Annotated in this window: 20 protein-coding genes and 1 pseudogene; 15 read left to right on the top strand and 6 right to left on the bottom strand. The window is 42.7% G+C overall.

The window, feature by feature from the left end; all coding sequences use genetic code 11:
* Positions 1 to 80: 80 nt before the first annotated feature.
* Positions 81 to 1,121, bottom strand: a complete 1,041-nt coding sequence (locus tag AXF17_RS07955) for a proline racemase family protein (protein ID WP_094234556.1) — start codon at positions 1,119 to 1,121, stop codon at positions 81 to 83.
* A gap of 466 nt (positions 1,122 to 1,587) precedes the next feature.
* Here AXF17_RS07955 and prdC point away from each other — a divergent pair, with 466 nt between their 5' ends.
* From prdC to AXF17_RS07920, 7 genes are all read left to right on the top strand, one after another.
* Positions 1,588 to 2,934, top strand: a complete 1,347-nt coding sequence (gene prdC, locus AXF17_RS07950) for a proline reductase-associated electron transfer protein PrdC (protein WP_094234555.1) — start codon at positions 1,588 to 1,590, stop codon at positions 2,932 to 2,934.
* Positions 2,935 to 3,044: 110 nt separating this feature from the next.
* Positions 3,045 to 4,904: a D-proline reductase (dithiol) proprotein PrdA gene (prdA, locus tag AXF17_RS07945; protein WP_094234554.1), complete on the top strand. Its 1,860-nt coding sequence runs from the start codon at positions 3,045 to 3,047 to the stop codon at positions 4,902 to 4,904.
* Between the two features lie 28 nt (positions 4,905 to 4,932).
* On the top strand, positions 4,933 to 5,202 hold the full coding sequence (locus tag AXF17_RS07940; RefSeq protein ID WP_094234553.1) for a CBO2463/CBO2479 domain-containing protein: 270 nt from the start codon (positions 4,933 to 4,935) through the stop codon (positions 5,200 to 5,202).
* Positions 5,203 to 5,220: 18 nt separating this feature from the next.
* Positions 5,221 to 5,946, top strand: coding sequence for a D-proline reductase (dithiol) protein PrdB (prdB, locus tag AXF17_RS07935; RefSeq protein WP_094234552.1), 726 nt, complete (start codon positions 5,221 to 5,223; stop codon positions 5,944 to 5,946).
* 176 nt (positions 5,947 to 6,122) lie between these two features.
* Positions 6,123 to 6,890, top strand: coding sequence for a proline reductase cluster protein PrdD (gene prdD / locus AXF17_RS07930; protein ID WP_094234551.1), 768 nt, complete (start codon positions 6,123 to 6,125; stop codon positions 6,888 to 6,890).
* Positions 6,891 to 6,902: 12 nt separating this feature from the next.
* Complete coding sequence (locus tag AXF17_RS07925) at positions 6,903 to 7,385, top strand: glycine/sarcosine/betaine reductase component B subunit (RefSeq protein ID WP_094234550.1); 483 nt, start codon at positions 6,903 to 6,905, stop codon at positions 7,383 to 7,385.
* 189 nt (positions 7,386 to 7,574) lie between these two features.
* On the top strand, positions 7,575 to 8,159 hold the full coding sequence (locus tag AXF17_RS07920) for a flavodoxin domain-containing protein (RefSeq protein ID WP_169711343.1): 585 nt from the start codon (positions 7,575 to 7,577) through the stop codon (positions 8,157 to 8,159).
* Positions 8,160 to 8,372: 213 nt separating this feature from the next.
* On the opposite strand, the gene AXF17_RS07915 is transcribed toward AXF17_RS07920, so the two are convergent.
* Positions 8,373 to 9,272 (bottom strand): permease, encoded by a 900-nt coding sequence (locus AXF17_RS07915; protein ID WP_207651555.1) that lies wholly within the window; start codon positions 9,270 to 9,272, stop codon positions 8,373 to 8,375.
* A gap of 251 nt (positions 9,273 to 9,523) precedes the next feature.
* On the opposite strand from AXF17_RS07915, the gene AXF17_RS07910 reads away from it, so the two are divergent.
* Together AXF17_RS07910 and AXF17_RS07905 are read left to right on the top strand one after the other, a co-directional pair.
* The gene (locus tag AXF17_RS07910) at positions 9,524 to 13,123 is read left to right on the top strand and encodes a DNA polymerase III subunit alpha (protein ID WP_094234547.1); all 3,600 of its coding nucleotides are present in this window, start codon (positions 9,524 to 9,526) and stop codon (positions 13,121 to 13,123) included.
* Between the two features lie 22 nt (positions 13,124 to 13,145).
* On the top strand, positions 13,146 to 13,700 hold the full coding sequence (locus AXF17_RS07905; protein WP_157682602.1) for a flavodoxin domain-containing protein: 555 nt from the start codon (positions 13,146 to 13,148) through the stop codon (positions 13,698 to 13,700).
* 91 nt (positions 13,701 to 13,791) lie between these two features.
* On the opposite strand, the gene AXF17_RS07900 is transcribed toward AXF17_RS07905, so the two are convergent.
* Both AXF17_RS07900 and aroB read right to left on the bottom strand, forming a co-directional pair.
* Entirely contained in the window at positions 13,792 to 15,096 is a 1,305-nt protein-coding gene (locus AXF17_RS07900; RefSeq protein ID WP_094234545.1) for a chorismate synthase, read from the bottom strand.
* A gap of 24 nt (positions 15,097 to 15,120) precedes the next feature.
* Complete coding sequence (aroB, locus tag AXF17_RS07895; protein WP_094234544.1) at positions 15,121 to 17,457, bottom strand: 3-dehydroquinate synthase; 2,337 nt, start codon at positions 17,455 to 17,457, stop codon at positions 15,121 to 15,123.
* Between the two features lie 274 nt (positions 17,458 to 17,731).
* Here aroB and AXF17_RS07890 point away from each other — a divergent pair, with 274 nt between their 5' ends.
* From AXF17_RS07890 to AXF17_RS07880, 3 genes are all read left to right on the top strand, one after another.
* Entirely contained in the window at positions 17,732 to 18,922 is a 1,191-nt protein-coding gene (locus AXF17_RS07890) for a pyridoxal phosphate-dependent aminotransferase (protein WP_094234543.1), read from the top strand.
* Between the two features lie 96 nt (positions 18,923 to 19,018).
* Positions 19,019 to 19,936, top strand: a complete 918-nt coding sequence (locus tag AXF17_RS07885; protein ID WP_169711342.1) for a LysR family transcriptional regulator — start codon at positions 19,019 to 19,021, stop codon at positions 19,934 to 19,936.
* Positions 19,937 to 19,969: 33 nt separating this feature from the next.
* Positions 19,970 to 20,839: a YitT family protein gene (locus tag AXF17_RS07880; RefSeq protein ID WP_094234541.1), complete on the top strand. Its 870-nt coding sequence runs from the start codon at positions 19,970 to 19,972 to the stop codon at positions 20,837 to 20,839.
* A gap of 164 nt (positions 20,840 to 21,003) precedes the next feature.
* Here the strand turns inward: AXF17_RS07880 and rpsT are convergent, their stop codons facing one another.
* The gene (gene rpsT / locus AXF17_RS07875; RefSeq protein WP_094234540.1) at positions 21,004 to 21,276 is read right to left on the bottom strand and encodes a 30S ribosomal protein S20; all 273 of its coding nucleotides are present in this window, start codon (positions 21,274 to 21,276) and stop codon (positions 21,004 to 21,006) included.
* Between the two features lie 111 nt (positions 21,277 to 21,387).
* A complete protein-coding gene (locus AXF17_RS07870) occupies positions 21,388 to 22,071 on the bottom strand; it encodes an SGNH/GDSL hydrolase family protein (protein ID WP_157682601.1) in 684 nt (227 codons plus the stop codon).
* 228 nt (positions 22,072 to 22,299) lie between these two features.
* On the opposite strand from AXF17_RS07870, the gene AXF17_RS07865 reads away from it, so the two are divergent.
* From AXF17_RS07865 to AXF17_RS09245, 3 genes and pseudogenes are all read left to right on the top strand, one after another.
* Positions 22,300 to 22,818 (top strand): DUF1836 domain-containing protein, encoded by a 519-nt coding sequence (locus AXF17_RS07865; RefSeq protein WP_094234538.1) that lies wholly within the window; start codon positions 22,300 to 22,302, stop codon positions 22,816 to 22,818.
* Between the two features lie 33 nt (positions 22,819 to 22,851).
* Positions 22,852 to 24,660 (top strand): translation elongation factor 4, encoded by a 1,809-nt coding sequence (gene lepA / locus AXF17_RS07860; protein ID WP_094234537.1) that lies wholly within the window; start codon positions 22,852 to 22,854, stop codon positions 24,658 to 24,660.
* Positions 24,647 to 25,043: pseudogene (locus AXF17_RS09245) on the top strand (hypothetical protein); the annotation flags it as partial. The gene lepA and the pseudogene AXF17_RS09245, both read left to right, overlap by 14 nt.

Genomic DNA, 25,043 nt, shown 5'->3' with positions numbered 1-25,043 from the left:
AAAAATTCTACAATGAAAAACTACGGGACTGACAGTCGTCAGTCCCGTAGTCGTTATGAAAAAAGATTGTATTATGTAGCTTATTTAGGAACTACGAATCCCTTTCCCAGAGCATCGTCCGGATCGATGAACCAAGTAGCTTCTCCGCAGAGGTATGCTGCTCCCTTAACCTGAGGAACAACCGCATCGAATTCTCCGACCCTAGTCTCGCTCTGAATCATGCCGTAGAACTTAGTTCCTATGAATGACTCATATACGAATTCCTTACCAACCGGAAGCTCACCTAGTGCGTGGAGCAGAGACATCTTAGCAGATGTACCGGTTCCGCATGGAGATCTGTCCAGCTGAGGATCGGCAGGATCACCGAAGACTACAAGGTTGCGCAGGTCGGCATCCGGAGTATCTGTGGTTGAGTAGTTCTCAACCAGGTCAACAGATGTGATGTCCAGCTCTGGGTGCTGAATCTCAACTGTTTTGTTAACTTCCTGCAGCATGAAGCTTGAGAACTTAGTTAAGAAGCCTGCTGTGTCAGGACCAACCTTGATACCGAAGTTCTTCTCTGTATCAACAAGAGCGAAGAACGAACCGCCAAAGCAGATATCATACACAATATCCTTGCCTTCGTACTCAACGTGAAGATCCTTCTTATATCTGAATGCGGGAACGTTCGTAAGAGTTACTCCGGTAACCTTTCCATCCTTAACATCAGCAATTGTTCTGATGATTCCGGCTGGGGCTTCAAGAACAACCTCGGTCTGAGGCTCCTTCATCTCCATAAGTCCGCCTTCAAGAATTGCAGTTACAGCACCGATTGTGCAGTGGCCGCACATGTTGAGGTAGCCGCCGCCATCCATGAAGAATACGCCGAAATCAGCTTCTTTGTTGCAAGGCTCTACAACGAAAGCACCGAACATGTCGTGATGTCCACGAGGCTCGAACATAAGAGCAGTTCTTACATAATCATAATGCTCTTCGAGATAGTGCTTTCTCTCGATCATTGTGTTACCTTCTGTCTCTGGGCAATCAAGAGCTACTCTGCAGTACTCACCTTCAGTATGAGCCTCGATAGTTCTGATAGCATCAGTATACTTCTTGTAATCAATCTTAGTAGTTAATGCCATAGTCATGTACCTCCTTAGGTTACATAAGTGTGAAATAAATAATTGCCACCTACGTAAACTATAGAGCAGGAGACAATAAAAGTCAATAATATAACAAATGTGTATTAATAAAATTAACTCATTTGTTGTATGATAGTCTGATTTAAGCACTGTAACTATTACATTTATATAAAAATGTTGTAAATAAAGTATCAAGAAAATACAATTAAATTTCGATATCAATAGAAATTACTGATTTAAATACATGACAAAATTATGCCAATAGTGTATAAATAATATCGTCATGTGTCAGAAATTTATCTATTGAAAAACTCAATAGATAATCTAACAATTATCATTGAAATGAATAAATCGTTATGTTATCATCAATCTAGAAAAGAACGCGCATTACCTTTATTTGTGTGGCTTTTCGAACGATACACATTAATGATTTGTAGATTCAAAATATTTAAGGAGAGACTGTGTCATGGAAAATTTGCAGATTTTGTTGAGACAGCATGTAGGTAAGCCTTGTGCTCCAATTGTTAAAGTTGGTGACAAAGTTAAGAAGGGTACCCTCATCGCAGAACCAACAGGTCTCGGCGCAAATATCTTCTCCAGCGCTTACGGTGTTGTTGAAGAAATAACAGACGAGATGATTGTTATTAAGCCTGATGAAGAGCAGAAGGACGAGTTCGTTCAGATTGAAGAGGGAACACCTCTAGAGATGGTTAAGGCTGCTGGTGTTGTAGGAATGGGCGGAGCTGGATTCCCAACTGCAGTTAAACTAGATGCTCATTTTGAGGATGGAGGCTACATCCTTGTTAATGCTTCTGAGTGTGAGCCTGGACTAAAGCACAACATTCAGCAGATTGAGGAGGAACCAGAGAAGGTTATCCGCGGAGTTAAGCTCTGTATGGAAATCTCTGGAGCAGATAAGGCTATCGTTGCTATTAAGAAGAAGAATCGTAAGGCTGTTGAAATCCTTGACGAATGTCTAAAGGATGAGCCAAATATTTCAAGACATCTTCTACCAGACATTTACCCAATGGGTGAAGAAAGAGCGGTAGTAAGAGAATGTCTAGGAATCGAGCTAGAGCCAAGCCAGCTTCCGTCAGCTGCAAAGTCTGTAGTTATCAATAGTGAGACTTGCGCTAGAGTAGCTGAGGCGGTAGACGAGAGAAAGCCGTCTTTCCTAAAGCATCTTACAGTAAGAGGTAAGCTCAACGGTGGACACGACGCTCACGTATTCATGGACGTTCCAGTAGGAACAAGCGTTGCTTCTCTAATCGAGAGAGCCGGTGGAATTGATGGTGAGTATGGCGAAATCGTAATGGGTGGTGCATTCACTGGAAAGTCAACTACACTTGAAGCTCCTATCACTAAGACAACTGGAGCTATTCTGGTATCGATGCCATTCCTAGATCTACATGGAGCAAGCATGGGTATTCTGGTATGTGCATGTGGTGGCAACTATGAGAGAATGCAGGAGCTTTGCAAGAAGTACAATGCGAAGGAAGTTTCGCTTTGCTACTGCAAACAGGCACAGGAGATGCCTAACGGTACAAGAAAGTGCGAGAGACCAGGAAACTGCCCAGGTCAGGTATCAAACAACCTACAGTTCAAGAAGGATAAGTGCGAGTACGTAATCATCGGAAACTGCTCCGATTGCTCGAACACTGTAATGGCTTCTGGTCCTAAGATGGGACTTAAGGTTATACACCAGACAGACCACATCATGAGAGCTGTTGATCACCCACTATATAGAACTTTAAGAGTTTCTAAACAGGTTGATCAGGATCTTAACGTAGTAGACAACGTTGAGAATAACTAGTTGATATTTAATCCGAGTGCTTCATGTGCCCGATCACATGAAGCACAGTCGGAGTAAATATATAAAATTTTGCATTTGCAAAGGCAATATTTTTAAGGAGGAAGATCGATATGTCAATCACAGCTGAAACAGCTAAACAACATGCGAACGACCCAGCGGTACTATGCTGCAGAGCAGAAGAAGGAACCGTTCTTGAGCCTGCTAACTTCGAAGATCCAGCAATTTTCCCAGATCTAATTGATTCTGGTCTGCTGAATGTCGATGGCGCTCTCAAGCTCGGTCAGGTACTAAACGGATCGAAACTAACTAAAACTGTTGATTCTTTAACTCCAATCACAGCAGACATCGTTGATAAGTACGATGCTGATGAGGTTGCAGAGGAAGAGGCTCCAGTTGCTGAAGTAGAGGAGGCTCCAGCTGCGGCAGCAGCTCCAGTAGCTTCAGTTGCAGCAACAGGAACAATCAAGCTACACATCGGAGAGGGAAAGAACATCGACATCGAGCTCCCAGCAGGACTTGGTGGTGGCGTTGTAGCTCCAGCTCAGACAGTAGCAACAGCAGCTCCAGCAGCAGTAGCAGCAGCTCCGGTTGAAGAGCATACTGAGACTGTTCTAAGAGAGATGACAAGAAAGCACTACAAGATCAACAAGGTTGTTCTTGGAGACGAGACTAAGATTGAGGGAGATACTCTCTACGTTCGTAAGAGCGCAGCTACAGAGGGTGCTGAAGCACAGAAGCTAGTACAGTCTCTAGAGCTTAGTCTAATCACACCAGATGATTACCACGTATACACAGAGACAGTAATGGACATCCAGCCAATTGCTACAAAGGCAGATTCCGATATGGGACTTGGTGAAGGCGTTACTCAGGTTCTTGATGGTGTAGTAATGGTCGTAACTGGTATTACAGAAGAAGGTGTTCAGGTTGGTGAGTTCGGTTCATCCGAGGGATACATTGACGAGAACATGATGTGGGGTCGTCCAGGAGCTGTTGATAAGGGTGAGATTATGATTATTGCTCACGCAGTTATCGACAACCTAAAGAACATGGAAAGACCGGGACCTATCGCAGTTCATACTGCTGTAGACCACGTAGTTTCTGAGATCAGAGAAGCTATGAAGAGAGATCTTAAGGATGTTACTCCATCAGAGGAGCAGGTTCTTAAGCAGACAAGACACCCTGGAAAGAAGAAGGTTGTTATCGTTAAGGAAATCATGGGACAGGGTGCTATGCACGACAACTTCCTATTCCCTAACGATCCTGTAGGCGTACTAGGAGCTAAGCCAAACGTTGACCTCGGTAACGTTCCGGTAATGGCTAACCCACTCGAGGTGCTAGATGGTTGTATCCACGCTCTAACTTGTATCGGACCTGCTTCAAAGGAAATGTCCAGACACTACTGGAGAGAGCCACTAGTTCTTGAGTCAGTACATGATGAAGACATCGACGTAGTAGGTGTTATCTTCGTTGGATCACCTCAGGCTAATGCCGACAAGTTCTATGTATCCAGAAGACTTGGTCAGATGGTTGAGTCAATGGACGTTGATGGTGCATTCGTTACAACAGAAGGATTCGGAAACAACCACGTTGACTTCACTTCCCACATCGAGCAGATTGGTAAGAGAGGAATTCCAGTTGTTGGATTCTCATTCTGTGCTGTACAGGGTGCTCTCGTAACAGGAAACAAGTACTGCGATGCAATGATCGACAACAACAAGTCCATGTCCGGAATCGAGAACGAAGTTCTTGCTTGCAACACACTCTGCACAGAGGATGCTATCCGTGGACTTGCTATGCTGAAAGCTAAGATGGCTGGCGAAGAAGTTAAGGCTCCAGAGAGAACCTACAACGTAAATGTTAAGAACAACAACGTTGAGCTCATTGAGAAAGCTACTGGCGCTAAGATGGAACTCGTTGAGAACGAGCAGTCACTTCCAATCAGTGAAAAGAGAAAGGAAAAGTACGACTAATCTTATATTAGAAAGGTAGATATTATAGATGAAGTACGGAGATAAGATAATCAAAGTTGAAGGAGTCATCACAGAGGTACACGATGTAGGAATCTGCGTAGACATTAAAGGTCGTTTAGGTGAACTCAAAGTGCCTATGAGAATGGTGATTTCAGATTATCCACTAGAGGTTGGACAGACGGTCGCATGGAATATGAGCTTCATAGAACAAGAAGGACCGGAAGTCAACGAAAAGTACGTAAGTAATATCGATATTCTAAACAGACGTCGTGCTGAATATGCTGAAAAGCACAAATAACTAAGGAGGAAAAGACAAATGAGTATGACAGTTGTAAAAGGCTTACAATCTGAAATATTTGTTCCTATTACACCTAAGTCAGTATTTACACCAGTAACTAAGCCACTCAAAGAGATGACGGTTGCTCTTGCTACTGCTGCAGGTGTACACGTAAAGACAGATAAGAGATTTAACCTCGCTGGAGACTTCACTTGGAGAAAGATTCCAGATGATATTCCGTCAAGCGAGCTAATGGTAACACACGGTGGATATGATAACTCTGACGTAAATAAGGACATCAACTGCATGTTCCCTATCGACAGACTTCACGAGCTAAGAGAAGAAGGCTTCATCAAGGCTTGTGCACCTACACATGCTGGATTCATGGGTGGTGGTGGAAACATCGAGAAGTTCACCAACGAGACAGGCCCAGCGATCGCTCAGATGCTTAAGGATGAGGGTGCCGATGCTGCAATCCTCACAGCTGGATGAGGAACTTGCCACCGCTCTGCAACAATCGTGCAGAGAGCAATCGAGGCTGCTGGAATTCCAACAGTTATTATCGCGGCGCTTCCACCAGTTGTAAGACAGGCTGGATCTCCACGTGCAGCTGCTCCTATCGTGCCTATGGGTGCTAACGCAGGTGCTCCACATGATGTAGATATGCAGAAAGCTATCGTAAAGGCTACACTGGAGCTTCTCGAGACAATTGAGACTCCAGGAAAGATCGTTCCACTGCCTTTCGAGTATCATGCTGTAATCTAGTTCTTAATTGAATAGGACATCGGAAACGAAGACGGGGCAGATTTATATCTGCCCCTTTTTTCTAAAGTATGTTCGAGAAATTCTTAACATTTATGCCGCCTACTTCATAAGAATGATTGAACAGACTGGGAAATATCACGTAAATTATATAGAAGCTAAAATATTGAGGTATGTATATGAGTGTACAGGAAATTGATTTGAGAAGACTTGTCATTAAGGCTTTTCATATGAATGAAGTTGAGATGGGGGACCAGAGTAGCGTTGGATATAACGGTGTTATGACTGTGTCCAAAGAGCTTATCCCATCACTTCTAGAGAAGTATGAAACAATTGACAGTATCGATATTCAGATAATTAAGCCAGGAGAGCATGATAGATGGACTAACACTATTATGGACATCATCCCTATCTCGGCAAAGGTTCTTGGAAAGTGCGGAGAAGGTATCACTCATACATTAACAGGTGTATATGTGATGCTTACTGGTGTTGATACTGAAGGAAAACAGACACACGAGTTTGGTTCTTCAGAAGGTCAGCTTAACGAGCAGCTAGTGCTTGGTAGAGCAGGAACACCTGGAGAAGATGACTATATTATCTCTTTTGATATTACATTCAAAAAGGATATGGGTCAGGAGAGACACGGCTGCCTAGAAGCTCATCAGGCTTGCGATGATTTTATTCAGGTATACAGAGAGCTTATGAAGAAATTCGATGGCAATAAAGCTACAGAGCGTCATGAGTATCATGACATCGCTAGACCAGGACAAAAGAAAGTGCTGATTATTAGACAGGTTGCTGGTCAGGGCGCTATGTACGACACATATCTGTTCCCAGATGAGCCATCAGGCGCTCATGGTGGGCGTTCTATAATAGAGATGAACAATATGCCTGTCTTCTTAACTCCTAATGAGTATAGAGACGGTGCAATCCGTTCAATGCAGTAAGGAGGTGCTGATATGGGAATTGGTCCTTCAACAAAAGAAACAAGCTTGCATCACTTTAGAGATCCACTAGTTGATATTGTTGGTGCAGACTCAGGTATCGACCTGATGGGAGTTCTTCTATTCGGAACATCTGATGATAATAAGGAAAAGCTAAGAAACAGTAAGCGTGCTGCGATTATGGCTGAAGGCATGAGAGCTGATGGTGTAATCCTTACATCTGACGGATGGGGAAATAGTGACGTAGACTATACAAACTGCGTTGAAGAGCTTGGGGAAATTGGTATTCCAATGTCCGGACTCAACTTCAGCGGAACAATGGCTACTTTCGTAGTTGAGAATGAGTATTTACAGAATAACATCGTAGATATTAATAAGAATCCGGAAGGACTCGAATCTAATATCGTAGGCGAAAACAACATGACTGCTGAAGATGTTAAGAGAGCTCTGATGATTCTAAAAATCCGTATGAAGGAAAAAGAACTCAAAAATAGATAATATAAGCGGTATTGTAGATGATTATGATATAATACTGTTGAGGGATGACGGGTGATTCCGGCATCCCTTATTTCATGAATGAGAATGGCCGTAGGATGCTATATTTCCTTCAGCATTTGATTATTTAGAAGATAAGGAGGGTTTGTGCGGTAACATGTTAATGAGGCTGTATCGCACGATATGAGGCGTATGAGGAATCCTAATAGACAAGCAGCCAAGAGACGTGCAATTGAATCAGAAGGTTCAGATACTATATTAATATATAACTCTAGCAATGGAATCACTGAAAAGTATGCGGAATGGATAGCAGAAGCTCTGGATTGCGATGTTATGAAGTATTCGCGTGCTAAGCTCGGATATGCATCAATGTATAAGAATATAATATTTGGCGGCTGGCTGAGAGGCGGTGAGATTACACGCTTTAATATGCTTCGAGCTAATTTATCGCATTTTGGAATAGATAATAATAACCTGATAGTATTTACGACAGGCATTATTGAACCTACAGAGGAGTATAGGACATTTGTAAAAGGTCTTAACGGCTGTAAGCAGTTGCCCGACGACTGCTTCTATATGCTACCTGGAAAGTTTGATTCTAGAGAGTGTAGGAGTGCAGATAAGATTGCACTTAAGGCTATGGGAGAAAAGATATTTGCTCCAGTACCAGAGGTTCAGGTAGATGAAGCTAAAGCTAGATTTGAAAATGGATACGATGGTGTAGATTTGAAGTCTATCCAGCCTATAATCGAGAAGGTTCTGGAGTTCAGGCAGTAAGAAGCGATTTAAAATTTGCGGATTATAGGACAAAAGGAGTTGGGTTATAAGACAAAAAAAGTTGGTGACTAGTCCCAATAATTCTGATAATTTACAGTGTGCTAGTACGAACTTTGATGCAGTTATGTGAGCTAATCAATCGTAACGAATTAAAAGCAAAAGAAAAAGGTCTCCAATCGGAGACCTTTTGTAATGTCATATTGTACTTACTGATTAAGCATTCTTTTTATCAGCAACAGCATCCTTACCGAACATGAATGCTGTGAAGAATACTACTACGATGACAACCTTCATTAGAACGTCAAGTGGCAGGCTCTTTACTAGGAAGTAAGCGATGCAAACTCCGATAACTCCACCAATCATCTGGCAAAGTGTGCAAACCATGTCGAATCTGTTTTCCTTGATGAACTTAGGACCATTTCCGAATGCCATCAGGTATGCGCAAGATCCCATCATGATAGGGAATGCAGCACCGATGTTTAGTCCAAGAACAGCTACTAGAGCCATACAAGGTGCGTATAGTCCTACACCGATGTTCATAAGAGCGCCGAGGAAGAAGTTAACAACTATAGCGATGATTAGCTTAATACCCCTTAGACCAAGAGCAGTTCCAGCTAGACCGAAAGGTCCGATTCCTGCAGCCTTGCAAGCCATTACAGTACCTAGGATAAGTAGACCAACGCACATTCCAATACGAACCTTATGCTGATCCCACTTTGTAACGATTCCTGCTCCTACAAATGCACCGAGAACAGCAGCGATGAGCATGGATATAAGTGTTAGCGTGTCAATCTCAACGAATCCGAAAAATAGGAATGCCTCTAAAAGTACAGGGAGAGTATCTCCAACGTTTAGAGTACCAGGGATGTATATGTCCTTGATGGATCCTCTAATCTTAAAGAGTGCACAAGATGTAGCGTATGAACCGATACCTAGAGTATCGAAGAAGTTAGCAACAACGCCAATCATAGCGTTCCAAGGTGCAAATTTCTTCTGCTCAGCCCATTCAGCTTTACCTTCTTCGGTTGCTAGGTTAGACTTTACCTTTAGTAGTGTTAGCGTAATACAAAGAACCATTCCGACTACGCAAAGACCTTTTAGTGCATATAACATAATAACCTCCATACGTTTTTAAAACGATGTAAAAAAGATAATTCCTACAGACTCCCGATCGTCTGTGCTTTAGTTAATTATAGGTGTTTGATATATGTTTGTCAATAAATATAAAGGGAATATGTTATTATTGTGAATATATTGATATTTAGCTATTTTAGAGCTCTTGTGATACAATTTATTAACTGAAAGAAAAATTATTTTTAAATTATTATTTATTAATTACTACATTTATTAGTAAAGAGGTATAGATGGCATTTACACATTTACATGTTCACTCCGAATATAGTTTGCTTGATGGCATGTCTAAAATCAGCAAAGCACCCGAGTATGTGAAGAGCCAGGGAATGGATTCGCTGGCGATTACAGATCATGGTGTTATGTTTGGCATTATTGATTTTTATAAATCATGCAAAAAACATGGCATTAAACCTATCATCGGATGTGAGGTTTACGTCGCTCCGAGAACGCGTTTCGATAAAGATCCAGATCGTGATAGGAGCATGAATCACCTCATACTATTAGCGGAAAATATGACGGGGTATAAGAATCTGACGAAGCTCGTATCAGCTGCATTTACAGAGGGCTTTTACTTTAAACCACGAGTAGATAAGGGCTTGCTGCGTGAGCATAGTGATGGAATTATTTGTCTATCTGCGTGTCTAGCTGGTGCTATTCCGAGAAAGATATTAAACGGCGATTACTCGGGAGCTAAAGCAGAGGCTCTTGAATTGCGCGAAATATTTGGAGAAAATAATTTTTTCCTTGAGATACAAAATCACTTTCTTGACGATGATAAGCCTGCTATCGAGGGGTTAACGAAGCTCTCCAAAGATATAGGATCGCCTCTCGTCGCTACTAATGACGCTCATTACATCAAGAGAAGTGATGCTAAAGCTCACGACGTACTTCTCGCAATCCAGACGGGTGCAACGGTAGATGATGAAAACCGTATGAGATTTGCCAACGATGAGTTTTATCTTAAGAGTGAGGCTGAGATGCTCGAGTTATTCCCAGAACATCCTGAAGCTATTGAGAACTCGCACAAGATTGCAGAACGCTGTGATGTGGAGTTCGAGTTTGGCGAATATCATTTGCCTGAGTTTATACCGCCTGAAGGCATGACTAACAATGAGTACCTGAGGGAGCTATGCTATCAGGGGCTTGAGAGAAGATATGGAAGTGAAGCTCTCGAGGAGGGCTCTATATATCGAGACAGGCTAGAGAGTGAACTCGAAGTGATTGAGAAGATGGGGTACGTCGAGTACTTTCTAATAGTATGGGACTTTATTCATTATGCAAAGAGCAATGACATTCCAGTAGGTCCTGGAAGAGGGTCTGCGGCAGGAAGTATCGTGGCGTATAGCCTTGCTATTACTGAGATAGAACCGATTAAGTACAACTTGATTTTTGAGAGATTCCTTAATCCAGAACGTATCAGCATGCCTGATATAGACGTTGATTTCTGCATTGATAGAAGGCAGGAGGTAATCGACTATGTGGTTGGAAAGTACGGCAAGGAAAAGGTGTCTCAGATTATAACTTTTGGAACCCTCAAGGCGAAGGCTGCTGTGCGTGACGTAGGTAGAGCGCTCAATGCGAGCTATGCGGAGGCTGATTCCATCGCCAAGGCAATACCTGCTGAGCTTGGTATGACTATCAGCAAAGCTCTCGATATCAATCGCGATTTGAGGGCGAGATACGAATCTGAGTCTCTTGTAAAAAATATCCTCGACATGTCGATGGCAGTTGAGGGTATGCCGCGCCATTCCTCGACACATGCTGCGGGAATCGTAATCAGTAAGATGCCTCTCGATGAGTATGTTCCACTATATATGTCAGATAAGGGTATAGCTACTCAATTCAACATGACAACAATCGAGGAACTGGGGCTTCTTAAGATGGATTTCCTAGGGCTTAGAAACCTTACCATGATTAACGAGGCGATTCAGCTGATTAAAGAAAATCACGGTGTGGAAATTGACTTTAGCAAGATGGATTATGATGATCCAGTCGTATATGAGATGATTTCCAAGGGTAATACGCAGGGGATCTTCCAACTTGAAAGTGCGGGCATGACCGAGTTTATGAAGAACTTAAACCCATCATGCTTTGAAGATATCGTAGCCGGTATCTCGCTTTATAGACCGGGTCCGATGGATTCGATTCCTAAGTACATAGACAACAAGAAGAACCCTGAGAACGTTAAGTATTTAGATCCACACCTGGAACCAATATTAAACGTCACGTATGGATGCATGGTATATCAAGAGCAGGTAATGCAGATTGTGCGTGAGCTTGGCGGATATTCATTTGGCAGATCCGATCTCGTGCGCCGTGCGATGTCCAAGAAGAAGATGAGTGTCATGCTGGAGGAGAAGAAATACTTTATCCACGGCAAGGATGATTCTGACGGGACGCCAGCAATTGCAGGCTGTGTGGCAAATGGCATACCTGAGAGGGCAGCAGAGGCTATATTTGACGATATGGTCAGCTTTGCTGAATACGCATTTAACAAATCCCACGCTGCAGCTTATGCAGTTATCTCGTATGAGACTGCATACCTCAAGGCTCACTATCCGGTTGAGTTTATGGCGGCTCTGATGTCCAGCGTAATGGGCGAGGCGAGACATATCGCGGCTTACATAAGGAACTGCAAAGAACTCGGAATTGAAGTGCTACCACCATCGGTGCTACATAGTAAAAGGAAGTTCACCGCCAAGGATGGTAAGATTCGCTTTGGACTCCTCGCTATCAAGAATGTTGGAAGCGGCATAGTCGATGCGATAGTAGAAGGTAGGAAAGGTCGTGATATAGATAATCTATATGATTTCATCAAGTCAATCGACCCTGAAGAGCTTAACAAAAAGGCGATTGAATGCCTCATCAAAGCAGGTGCAATGGATGAATTTACTCCAAATAGAGCCGCACTTCTCGCGATAAGTGACGATGTTGTCGGAGCGGCACAGAGCAGTGCCCGTAAGATTTCCAAGGACCAGATTTCACTGTTCCAGCTTGATTCTGATCTTATGGAAGATGTTAAGACTGCACCGGAGTTACCTAATATACAGAATTTCGACATGGCACATCTACTAGCTATGGAGAAGGAGATGATGGGAGTGTACCTGTCAGGCCATCCGCTCGATAAATACCGTGATTTGATAGATGAGAATATCACTGCGAATACTGCTGAAATCTTCGATTCTGATTCAAACAGTGATGATGAAAACGGTTCTGAGTTCATGGGTGAAAGCTCAAAGGGAAGCTTCCAGGACGGTGACAGTGTTATCATGGCAGGTATGGTCGGTGACCTGCGCCGCATGATTACCAAGTCTAATCAGGAAATGGCAAGGCTTACTATCGAGGATTATTATGGTGTGATTACAGCAATTGTATTTCCAAGAGATTATGCAAAGGTTAAGTACACGCTTGAGAATGATGCTATTGTAGCTATCAAGGGCAAACTGAGTTTTAAGGAAGATTCTGACCCTGAAATTCTGGTCAATAAAGTTACTGAAATTGAACGTATCAGCGAATTCAAGAGTCAGAACGGAATCGACTATGAACGTAATAACATGAGAGGTTATTCTGGAAATAAGGCGAATGTAGAGGCACAGAGAGGCAAGAAATATCTCAAACTCAGAGTTAGTCAGGAGCTATCTGAACAGCTTGGAAATGAAGAGATTCAGCATAGGATCCTCGGAGCAGCCTCGGCACACAGAGGAGACATTGAGATGCTCATTTATTTGCCAGGTAAAAAACCACTTAAATCTTCAAATGGTGTGAGCATTGATGAGAACCTGATGATTGAGTTAGAGCAGCTCCTCGGTAAAGAGAACGTAAAGTATTAAAATAGAATTGTGGGGGATATTTTTGGGTAAAAAATCAATAGTTATATACAATTCAAAACGCGGTTCTACGAAGCAGTATGCAGAGTGGATTGCTGGTGAGCTTAAATGCACAGCGGTCCCTCTACAGAACTTCGATTACGGATCTCTTGGACAGTTCGATGTGGTGATTTTTGGCAGCTGGCTGAGAGGAAGCGGAATAGTCGGCTTCGATAAATTCAGAAAACAGATTGCGGCACACGCGGATAAACTGATAATATTTGTGACTGGAATTTCGGATTATAATCCACAGAACTATCAGCAGATTTGTGAAATTAATTTCACCGATGAAATCAATATGCAAAATACACCGCTCTATTTCTGTCCAGGTAGATACGTGCCGAGTGAAGTTGCGGGACTCGACAAATTCCTAATGGCGATATCCAAGAAAGTGCTGATATCAGGGGCTACTGATAAGGAATCATCTTCGGCAGCCAATACTATGGTCGATGCTATCGTAAACGGAGTAGATAACGTAGATAAGAGGTACACGGAGCAAGTGCTTCGTGCAGCGAAAAAGAAGTTAAAAGATGAGCTGTAAGACTCATCTTCAGACTGTAGACAAAGCCTCGCCCAAACAATGGCGAGGCTTTTCTAGTGCACTAATTTTCTAGAACTACTAGAGTCATGGGCTATTTCATAATTGCTTCCTGGTGTTTACAGCTCGCAGATATTATCGCTTTATATATTTCTTCATTTAGATCAACAAGTTCTTTATTTGATAGAGACCGTATCCTCTTCAGCAAGGCCGCTTCTCTATCATTATCTACAATCTCGAGGTCATTTTCTTGCTTGTAAGCTGCAACAGATTCGGCTATTCTTAGTCGTTGCTCGATTAATCCGAGTAGCTGCATATCTATCTTGTCAATTGATGACCTGAGCGAAGAGAGGTCAGTTATATCTGACCGATTTTTCGAAATCTCTTCTGTCAAAACCATATCGGCAATTACTACCGCCGCTGCCGCCTCCACGCAAGGGATCGCTCTAGGTACTATACACGGATCGTGCCTGCCCTGAATCTCTATTTCTGTTTCTTCACATTTATCATAGAGTATAGTGCTTTGAGGCCTTGCAATTGAAGGCGTTGGCTTAATTGCGGTGCGGAACACTATATCCATACCATTGCTGATTCCACCCAGTATACCACCGCAGTTGTTCGTTCGAGTTCGTACAATTCCACACTCGTCGTAGTAAAATTCATCGTTATTATCGCTGCCGTACATGAGTGTCGATTCAAATCCAGCACCAAACTCTATGCCTTTGACTGCAGGTATCGCATAAATAGCCTCAGCAATTCGTCCTTCGATTCCTTCAAATAGCGGTCCGCCATATCCTGCAGCTAATCCGCTAATGGTGCAGGATATCGTTCCACCAACAGAGTCACGAAGCACCTGCGCTTTTTTAATCTCAGATAGAGGTTCGAACTTATTTCCATGAATATCATAGATTGAAGCATTTATATAAATGCCTCTCTCTTCAAGCAGCTGCTTGCAAATTCCGCCCGCTATGCATAGTGGTGCAGTCATGCGACCAGAGAATGCTCCGCCGCCTCGTGGATCCTCCGTTCCACCGTACTTTACGTGAGCAGTGTAATCAGCGTGCCCGGGTCTAGGGGTATTTGATAGCTTCGAATAATCTGAGGATTTTATGTCCTTATTGTAGATTATAGCTTTTATCTCGGTTCCGTCAGTTACCAATTTTTCTAAGCCGTTAGTATTACTAGAAACTATACCGCTGATAAATTCAGGGCGATCAGGTTCTTTACGGCTAGTCGAAAGTGGACTATTACCGGGAGCTCTTCTCGCCATAAACTCTGCGAGTGAAGGGTAATCAATTTTTTGACCCGCAGGAAATCCATTAAGCATCATCCCGATAGATGAGCCGTGTGACGTTCCGAATATTGTTAATGTAAGTGTATGACCTTTGTAAATAGACATTTGTCCTCCTCTCGCATCATGCACTTATGCAAGTTTAATATTGTCTGCAAGTCCGAGCTTGTTTAGAATTTCAAAGAAATTCGGATAAGACTTTGCAACAGCCGCAGAATCATGGATTTTTACTATGCCCTCGGATATGATGGAAGAAACCGCGAGCATCATTATTATTCTATGATCACCATATCCAATACCTTCGTACGAGCCACGAAGCGCATCTATTCCTTCTATGATTAGTCCGTCTTTTGTCTCGGTTATATTTGCACCGAGATTCTTAAGCGCGCTGCATGTGCTGGTGAGTCTGTCGCTTTCCTTATATCTCAGTCTTTCTGCATTATTTATAACTGTTATACCGTTTGCAAGGCTGGCAACCAAAGCGATGATAGGAACAAGATCTGGGCAGCCAGAAGCGTCAATTCTAGTGATTGCCATTAGCTTTCTACATGGAAATACATCTACAGTGCCAGCATTCACATCCATTATATCGGGATAGCGGTTCACGGTTACACCAAAATCTTCAAGGAAATCGAGTATCTTCATATCGCCCTGCATCGATGGAAGTGGTAAGCTACACACCCTAATTGGATTATTTCCAAGTGCTCCGAGTGCTAACAAAAAAGCTGCATTTGACCAATCGCCCTCTGGAGCTGAATATGAATAGGTGTACTTCTGGTTACCAGGTATGTTAAATGTCCATTCTCTATCTGTGTGCGTATAATCCACCTTGATACCGTATTTCCCAAGCACATCGAGCGTTATCATGACGTATGACGAGGATTCGAGATTGTCGTGCACGTAGAGTGTGCTGCCTTCATTTAGCAGAGGTAAGGCAAATAGCAGTCCGCTTATATACTGCGATGACTCGGGGTTCATAAAACTAAACTCTCCAGGTGTTATATGTCTAGCGCTAGTTGAGATTGTAATATTTCCCGTCTCGCTTCTATTTATACTTGCACCGTGCTTCTCTAGTTGATTGATTAGCTGCTGCATAGGGCGTTCTCTTAGCCTGCCAGCAAGTTTGAATTCAGCTTCTAGGCCAAGTGCTGCGACTATGGGGAGCATGAATCTGAGAGTTGATCCGCTTTCTTTGCAGTCAAGTACGAGCTTGTCACTTGTGAGAACGGCGTTAGACTTAAGGCTTCCAATCCATATGCAATTAATGTGGCTTAAAATCGTCTTTGCCGCTTCATGTGTAGCAAGTATATCCTCTGAAGCCTCTTCAGCATCTATTGGGAATTCATGCCCGGATAGCATCGCCGCGATAATCTCTCTGTGGAGAAAAGATTTAGACGGTGGGGCAGAAACCATTTTCGTTGGCGCAAAAAGTGGTGCGCCGCGATGTGATAATGCCAAACTATTGGGGCATATTTCGTTATATGTAGCTAGAAATTCTCCCAGTTTACTTAAAGAGATAAGCTTGATCTCAGCGTGCCCGATACCCCTATTAATAATAAATTTAATACTATCACCTGACCTTTTCTTGTCGCTAGCCATGGCATTGGCGATGTCCCTAGGTGAGAATTTAAATGAAAGGTCATACCCGAACTTCTCGAGTAGAGCGTGTATGCGGTCTCGGCAATCTATGTCGCACCACCCTAGATCGTACGAAAGGCTTGCTGCAAAGGCAATGCCCTTTGCGACAGCATGACCATGGCCAATCTCGTAGTTGTTTAGTTTCTCGAGTGCATGTGCGAGTGTGTGACCGTAGTTAAGTATATGCCTGATTCCAGAGTCATTTTCATCGTTTTCGACATAGTAAGTCTTCACTGCAATGCATTCGTCTATTATCTCTTGAATGTTGTACTTACCAGACTCAAGCTTCTTGAATAACTCATCGCTTCGAGAGATGCAAGCGGTCTTGATAACCTCTGCATAACCATCGAGACGTACGTAGTCGTTCTCGGAGCCGAGGAGTGACGCATCCTGAAGGACGAATTTTGCCTTGTGAAAAGCTCCAACTAAGTTTTTGCCAGCATGCGTATTGATTGCAGATTTGCCACCGACCGATGAATCGACAGCTGCAAGAAGGGTAGTTGGAACTTGATAGAAATTAATTCCCCTCATATACGTTGCTGCTACAAAACCTGCAATATCTCCGACCATGCCGCCGCCTAGTGCGACGATACCGTCAGCTCTGGTGAGCGAAATCTGTGAGGCGAACTCGATGATTTTGCTATAAGTCTCAAAAGATTTTGAATCCTCACCTGCAGGTATAACGTAGCCTTCGCAGTCGAATCCGCGTGCTTCGATACTCGAAATTGCATTATCCAGATAGAGTGGAGCAACATTAGTATCCGTTATTACGAGTACTGCTCCTTGCTTCTGGTATTCATATATAAGTTCTCCAAGTTGGGATAGTTTCATCGCTTACCTCGAAAAATAGAATAATATTACAATATAATATATTATTTTATGGTGAACCCGATTGCACAAATATTGCCCCGGAATCAATCACTTAGTGCCTTGCAGTAATTGTAACAGTTACAGGCTCAAGGAGCAAATATTAGAATAATTAAAACATGCATTTATTTTTAATTATACCCACTGATGCTATCATGTAGAATTGCATGTGATATAATACAATTACAAATGAGATGTTAATCGCATATGGCTATTTGAATTGGAAAGGAGTTAATTTATGATTAACGAAAAATATCACGGACTGGGAACAGCCCCATCTGTAATCAGAGAACTTTTTGCATATGGTCTGCAGCAGGCTAAGGTAGTAGGTAAGGAGAACGTATTTGATTACTCACTAGGTAATCCGAGCATTCCGGCTCCTGCTAAGGTTAATGAAACAATCAAGAACCTCATCGATAACACAGATTCTATCCAGCTTCACGGTTACTCGATGGCTCCTGGATTTGAGAACGTACGTCAGGCAATCGCTGACAATCTCAATGCTAGATTTAACTGCAACGCAAAGGCTAGTGAGCTATTCATGACTTGCGGATGCGCTCCAGCTCTAGTATCTGTTGCTCACGCACTGACAACTTCCCCAGAAGACGAGTTTATCGCAATCGCACCATTCTTCCCTGAATACAATGTATTCTTTACTTGTGCAGGTGCTAAGCTAGCAGTAGTTCCAGCTGACACTGTTCATTTCCAGATTGATATGGAAGCACTCGAGAAGACAATCAACGAGCACTCCGTTGCGGTAGTAATAAACTCGCCTAACAACCCATCAGGTGTTGTTTACACAGAGGAGACTCTTAAGAAGATTGCTGAGCTTCTTGATAGAAAGAGCAAGGAGTATGGACACCCAATCTACATCGTTGCTGACGAGCCATACAGAGAGCTTGTATATGATGGAGTTAAGGTTACATTCATCCCTAACGTATATGACAACACAATCGTATGCTACTCATGGTCAAAATCTCTATCTCTGCCTGGAGAGAGAATCGGATACGTATATGTTCCTGAAAAGTGCGCAGACGCTAAGGCTGTATATGACACAGTTTCCGGTGCAGCTCGTGAAATCGGTTCTGTTTGCCCTCCAACACTGATTCAGAAGGTTATCGGAGAGTGTGTCGGTGAGATGCCAGACCTTGCAGCTTATGAAGAGAATAGAAACCTTCTCTATAACTCCCTAACAGAGTATGGATATGAGTGCGCTAAGCCGGACGGCGCTTTCTACCTATTTGTAAAAGCTCCAAACGGAGATGCTGTAGCATATTCCGAGAAGGCTAAGCTAGAGCACAACCTTCTCGTAGTTCCTGGAGACGGATTTGCTTGCCCTGGATACTTCAGACTTTCATACTGTGTAAGCAACGACATGATTAAGAGATCGCTACCTGCATTCAAGGCTATGATTGAGTCGTATAAGTAATTTGAGCGAGATTCATTTAAAAGCAAATATTTAGATTTATCGGTGATGGGTGGGACTTTTGTCTCGCCTACACCTTTTTGTAGAGGAAATAATCTCATGGAAGTTAAGACTATAATCACTTTCATTAAAGCGGCAGAGCTCGGCAGCTTCTCGCGAACTGCAAGTGCTCTGGGATACTCTCAGGCCGCTGTAACAGTTCAGATCAAGCAACTTGAGGATGAACTTGGCACAAAATTATTCGATAGAATGGGAAAAGGAATTCAGCTCACCTCGAGTGGGGAGAGGTTTCTTCCTTATGCTCAGCAGATTCTTAAAGCCAATGAACAGGCACGAAAGTTCATGCAGCAAGATGATGAGATTCGCGGCACAATCAGGATAGGTACGACATCTTCGATGGCGAATGCGTATTTTCCGACACTACTGCGCGAATTTAGCGAGACTTATCCGAACATTAAGCTCATGCTCAAGACTTCGGATTACTTCGACAACCTGTATGAAAAGCTCAAGCAAAACGAAATTGACTTTGCATTGTTCATCGACAGAAAGATGGTTTATAAGGACTGCAATACAGTCGTTGATCATCCGGAAGATATGATTTTTATCGCTTCGCCAGACAACCCACTTGCAGGACGCAAGGAAATTCCGATTAGAGAGGTTGTAAAGAGTGGATTTATCACGTCTGATCAAGAAGTAAGCTACCCAAGATTTCTCGATGACTACTGTAAAGACAATGGTATAGAGTATAATCCAATTATGGAAGTCAGCTCGATTATTGCAATAAGCGAGATTGTTGCGAATAGTAACTCAGTTTCATTTATCCCCAAGTCATCGATAGTAGGAGTACTTGAGCAGGGAAGAGTCGTTATCCTTGATGTTGAAAAGGATTTCAAATGTAGGATGTACTCTCAGATTGTGTATAGGAGAGAGAAGTGGATTGAGCCACACCTTGAGCTGTTCATGGAATTCGTGAAAAACCGAATCAAGCGAATCTATGCTGCAGAAGGCGAAGAATAAATATAAGTTTTGATTATAGTGAGAAAGTTAGAGATGAAGATAAGTAAAAACGGTATTATAGATTTTATTTTAATCACGATTGGTATGATAATTTGTGGTGCAGCTACATATTTCTTTATGGTTCCTAGTAACCTTGCTATTGCAAGCGTTTCAGGTGTCGCTATCCTAATTGGTAAATTTGTTCCTATGTCAAAAGCGATGCTCATACTTATCTTGAACTTGATACTTCTCGTTATCTCGTGGTTCTTCGTGGGACGTGAGTTTACAATTAAGTCAATATATCCGTCTGTCGGATTACCTGTGGTAATGATGATTATCGGTCATTTCACTCCAAACTATCATGGTGTGATGAATGATCAGTTTCTGGATATGATATGTTATCTATTCCTCTGCGACCTTGGAATTGCCCTCATGGTCGTGAGAAATGCCTCGTCTGGAGGACTAGATGTGCTCTACAAGATGGCTAACAAATATCTACATATTGATTTTGGAGTTGCAACATCTGTAATTGGTCTGTTTATATCGGCGCCTGCAATATTCATTTATGATCCTAAGACGGGAGTCCTCAGTATCCTAGGTACATATGTAACAGGTATCATCATCGACCATTATGTCTTCGGTATGACCACTAAACTGAAGGTCTGCATACTTTCCAAGAAGAACGACGAGATATGCGAATACATAATCAATGAGTTGCACAGTGGAGTTACCAGATATGAGGCATCTGGTGGATTTACAGGAGATAAGTTCGATGAAATCAACGTAATCGTAAATAGAAACGAGTACGCAAAGCTGATGAAACATCTGCGTGAAGTGGATCCGGATGCGTTTGCAACAGTGACCAATATTCACGATGTGATGTACAGGCCAAAGCGAATTGTTAAGCAACGTGCTTCAAAATAGATATTGATAGAAGAGATAGAAACTCGCTGTATGGCGGTTTTTTCTATGCTTTTCTGCTTGATTCTAAAGTTTGCAAAAAAAAGAACGAAGGGAGACACTCCTTCGTTCCGGCGTATTTTTAACTTATACGCTGCACATATATGTGCTGTGGGGACGGGTGAGATTTACTTACTCTCCTTGAGATTGTTAAGTCTCTTTGCGAGTCTCGAAACTGTTCTCGAAACGGTATTCTTGTGGATAGTACCTTTAGCAGCAGCCTGCATAAACTTCTTTTCAGCGTGCTTAAATGCCTTCTCTGCCTCTGCAACGTCACCAGCCTTAACAGCAGCTAGGAAAGCCTTCTCAGCTTCGCTAACGTGATTCTTAACTCTGATGTTACGAGCAGTCTTTTTTTCGATAGTTCTGATTCTCTTCTTTGCGGATTTAATGTTTGCCATTTAATTTACCCCACTTTTCTTTTAAATAGTTATAATTCGCCCAGTTATTATATCTTAATGAGTTTGATATATCAAGATGTCAGTGAGGTTTATTAATGAGTACACGAATCATTACTCGAGGGCAGCCAATTCCTCGCGAAGGTATTTTGCAATAAGCTTGTGCCCCGCAGCGTTGGGATGCATACCATCTGCACATATATAATCTTTATAATCTCCTAGCTCAAGAAAAGGCTTTCTGATATCGAAGATCTGAATGCCATATTCTTCGGCGAGTTCAAGAATCATTTCATTATAAGAGTTTTGCCAATCTTCAATCGACACGGTGTCACCACCTATATATTTTAGGATATTATCCTTATTAAGATCTCGCGATACCCACTCAAAGAAACGCTTTCCATTCAAAGGAGGTAAAGTGAGCAATATAGGACGGCTTCCGGCAAACATAGTTTTTTCTATTATATTTTCATAATACTCTTTAAATTCAGACAACGGTGTCTGAGCCGGATGTTGAGAGTTAGGGGTTACTGATATTTTATTCCAGTCGAGGTTGCAATCGTTTCCTCCAAATTCAATTAAAGTATACTTATATGATTGAATAATCGAGTAACGCTGCTCGAGAATCTTGAGTCCCTTTTTTATAGTCGCTCCGAATGAAGCGAAGTTCTTAATTTTTGTATCGAACTCGCTTTGTAACAGCGAGACGAAATTTTCATTTAAAATTGAATACTTCTGCTTAAAATCATCAAACACAATCCCTTTTGCAATTGAATCTCCCAGTACGCATATTTCTGTCATTACGTTCACCTCCATATAACATCTGAATAATTGGTTATCAACCATATAGTTTGGGGGAATAAAAACAACAATATATGATTAACGATATGGCTATATATAGTTTCCAACATTATATTAAATAATTATAGAAATTGCAATACGCTAATGTGGAGATTTTCTGAATGAAAGCTATTATTTGTGAACGTGATTAAGTATAATAGAATGTATAAATTTTAGAGAGGTATTTACATGTCAGAACGAATTAACGAGCTCGTCTCAAGACTTAAGAATTCCAGACCTGAGAGCTGGGATAAGATTCCGGATATCGACCTATATATGGATCAAGTCATCGGATATATGAAGAGGCAGCACATTGGACTTGAGTGTGAAGGTGATGAAACTCTCACACCTGCCATGATTAACAACTATATGAAGAGTTCACTTCTACCTAGAGCACATGGCAAGAAATACGACCGTGAGCATATAGGATATCTGACGGCTATTTGCTTGTTCAAGCAAGTCATGAGCGTCAAGGAAGCTGGTCTCTTGCTCGGAGCGGAAATGGAGCACATGGATGTAGAGCATTTCTATGATGAGTACTGCAGGACTATAGATGACGAATATTTACGAGTGGCGGATAAAATTAAAGGCTGCAAAGATAAAGAAACTGCTATGAAGCTGGCTCTAGAGCTTGCTGTGGCAGGGTATGTGAATATGCTCGCTTGCAAGGAGCTCATAGCTTCTATTGCAGATACGGATGAGGATTAATAAGAATTAATATAAATTAAGATAAGGACGAATATGGATTACTTAAAGAAAATTAGAAATTTCAGTATCATTGCTCACATCGACCACGGTAAGTCGACTCTTGCTGACAGACTAATTGAGAAGACTGGACTCGTCGCATCGAGGGATATGAAGGAACAGTTTCTCGACAATATGGATATCGAGAGAGAACGAGGCATTACCATCAAGCTCCAGACTACTAGGCTCGCATATAAGGCGAAGGATGGTGAGGAATACGTGCTAAATCTTATCGATACACCGGGACACGTGGACTTCAACTACGAAGTGTCACGTTCTTTGGCTGCTTGCGATGGTGCCGTTCTGGTTGTAGATGCGACTCAGGGAGTAGAGGCACAGACGCTCGGTAACGTGTATCTGGCTCTAGACGAAGATCTCGAGATCCTCCCAGTTCTTAACAAGATGGATTTGGACAGCGCTAGACCTGAAGAGGCAAAGGCTGAAATCGAGGAGATTATTGGAATCGACGCTGAAGAGGCTCCGCAGATTTCTGCAAAAACAGGTCTCGGCATAGATGAGATGCTCGAGAAACTCGTTGAAGTTATTCCACCGCCGGAGGGCGATCCTGACGAGAGACTTAAGGGTCTAATATTCGACTCGTACTACGATAGCTATAAGGGTGTCGTTATTTATACGAGAATCTTTGACGGTAGAGTCAAGAAGGGCGATTTCATCCGCATGATGAACACCGGCAAGGACTACGAAGTAATTGAGGTAGGTTACTGTATCCCTAGCATGGTTCCAGCCAGGGAGCTTAAGGCAGGAGAGGTAGGCTACATATGTGCCAGCATCAAACAGGTTGCCGATGCCAGAGTCGGAGATACGATTACGCTGACTAAAGCACCGACAGATCACCCGCTCAAGGGATACAAGAAGGCGCAGTCTATGGTTTACTGCGGAGTATATCCAGCAGAGGGTGAGAAATACGAGAATGTAAAGGACGCACTCGAGAAGCTGCAGGTAAACGATGCGGCGTTCAATTTTGAGCCTGAAAATTCCGCTGCGCTCGGATTCGGATATCGCTGCGGATTCCTCGGACTACTCCATATGGACGTAATAATCGAAAGGCTCGAGAGAGAGTTCGACCTTAACGTAATTACAACGCTGCCAAGCGTTATTTATAAGGTAGTTATGAAGGACGGTTCAGAAATCATGGTTCAGAATCCTTCGAACCTGCCTGATCCGACGGATATTCAGCACATTGAGGAGCCAATCGTTTCGGCTGAAATCATGACACCTAAGGACTATGTCGGAACTATCATGACACTGTGCCAGAGCAGACGTGGAAATATGGTGCACATGGAGTATCTTACTGAGACGAGAGTTCAGCTACACTACGAGATTCCTCTCAACGAGGTGATCTATGATTTCTTTGATGCTCTCAAATCCAAGACTAAAGGATACGCTTCGCTCGACTACGAATTTAAGGAATACAGAGCTGCGAAGCTCGTCAAGCTAGATATACTGCTCAACAAGGAGCTCATTGACGCCTTCAGCACTATTGTTCCTGAAGAGGCTGCATATGCAAAGGGTCGTGCAATCTGTGCGAAGCTCAAAAAGCTAATTCCTATGCATCAGTTTGAGGTGCCAATTCAGGCTGCAATCGGACAGAAGGTAATTGCGCGTGAGACTGTAAGGGCTTACCGTAAGGACGTAATTGCGAAGTGCTACGGCGGAGACATCTCTCGTAAGAAGAAGCTGCTCGAGAAGCAGAAGGAGGGGAAGAAGCGTATGAGACAGTTCGGAAGAGTAGAGGTGCCTCAGGAGGCATTTACAGAGGTTCTGAAGTTCGATGACGACAAATAAGAATCCTGGTATATACGTTCATATTCCTTTCTGTGTCAGAAAGTGCAACTACTGTGCGTTCTTATCCGGGGCTTCAGACGAAGCTCTACGAGAGCGATATGTAGATGCGCTCTGCCAGGAGATACGCATCAGGTCAGAACAGCTTAATAAACTAGAAAGCAGTACTGAGCAATCATTAACATTAGATGGCTCTGCTGCTTCAGAGAACGGTTCTCGTGCCTGCTACGATACCATTTTCTTTGGCGGTGGAAATCCGTCGCTTCTCACCAGCGAGCAGATTGCAAGGATAATCGGTGCGCTAAAGGAGAATTTCAACATAACTGATGAAGCTGAAATCACTCTTGAAGCTAATCCTGCTACACTGTCCATGGAAAGCCTTAGAG

Origin of the sequence: Mogibacterium pumilum (genome assembly GCF_002243385.1) — a bacterium.
In the GTDB taxonomy this organism is placed as follows: domain Bacteria; phylum Bacillota; class Clostridia; order Peptostreptococcales; family Anaerovoracaceae; genus Mogibacterium; species Mogibacterium pumilum.
The sequence above is the reverse complement of the archived record's forward strand: the minus strand, read 5'-3'. Positions and strand labels throughout refer to the sequence as shown.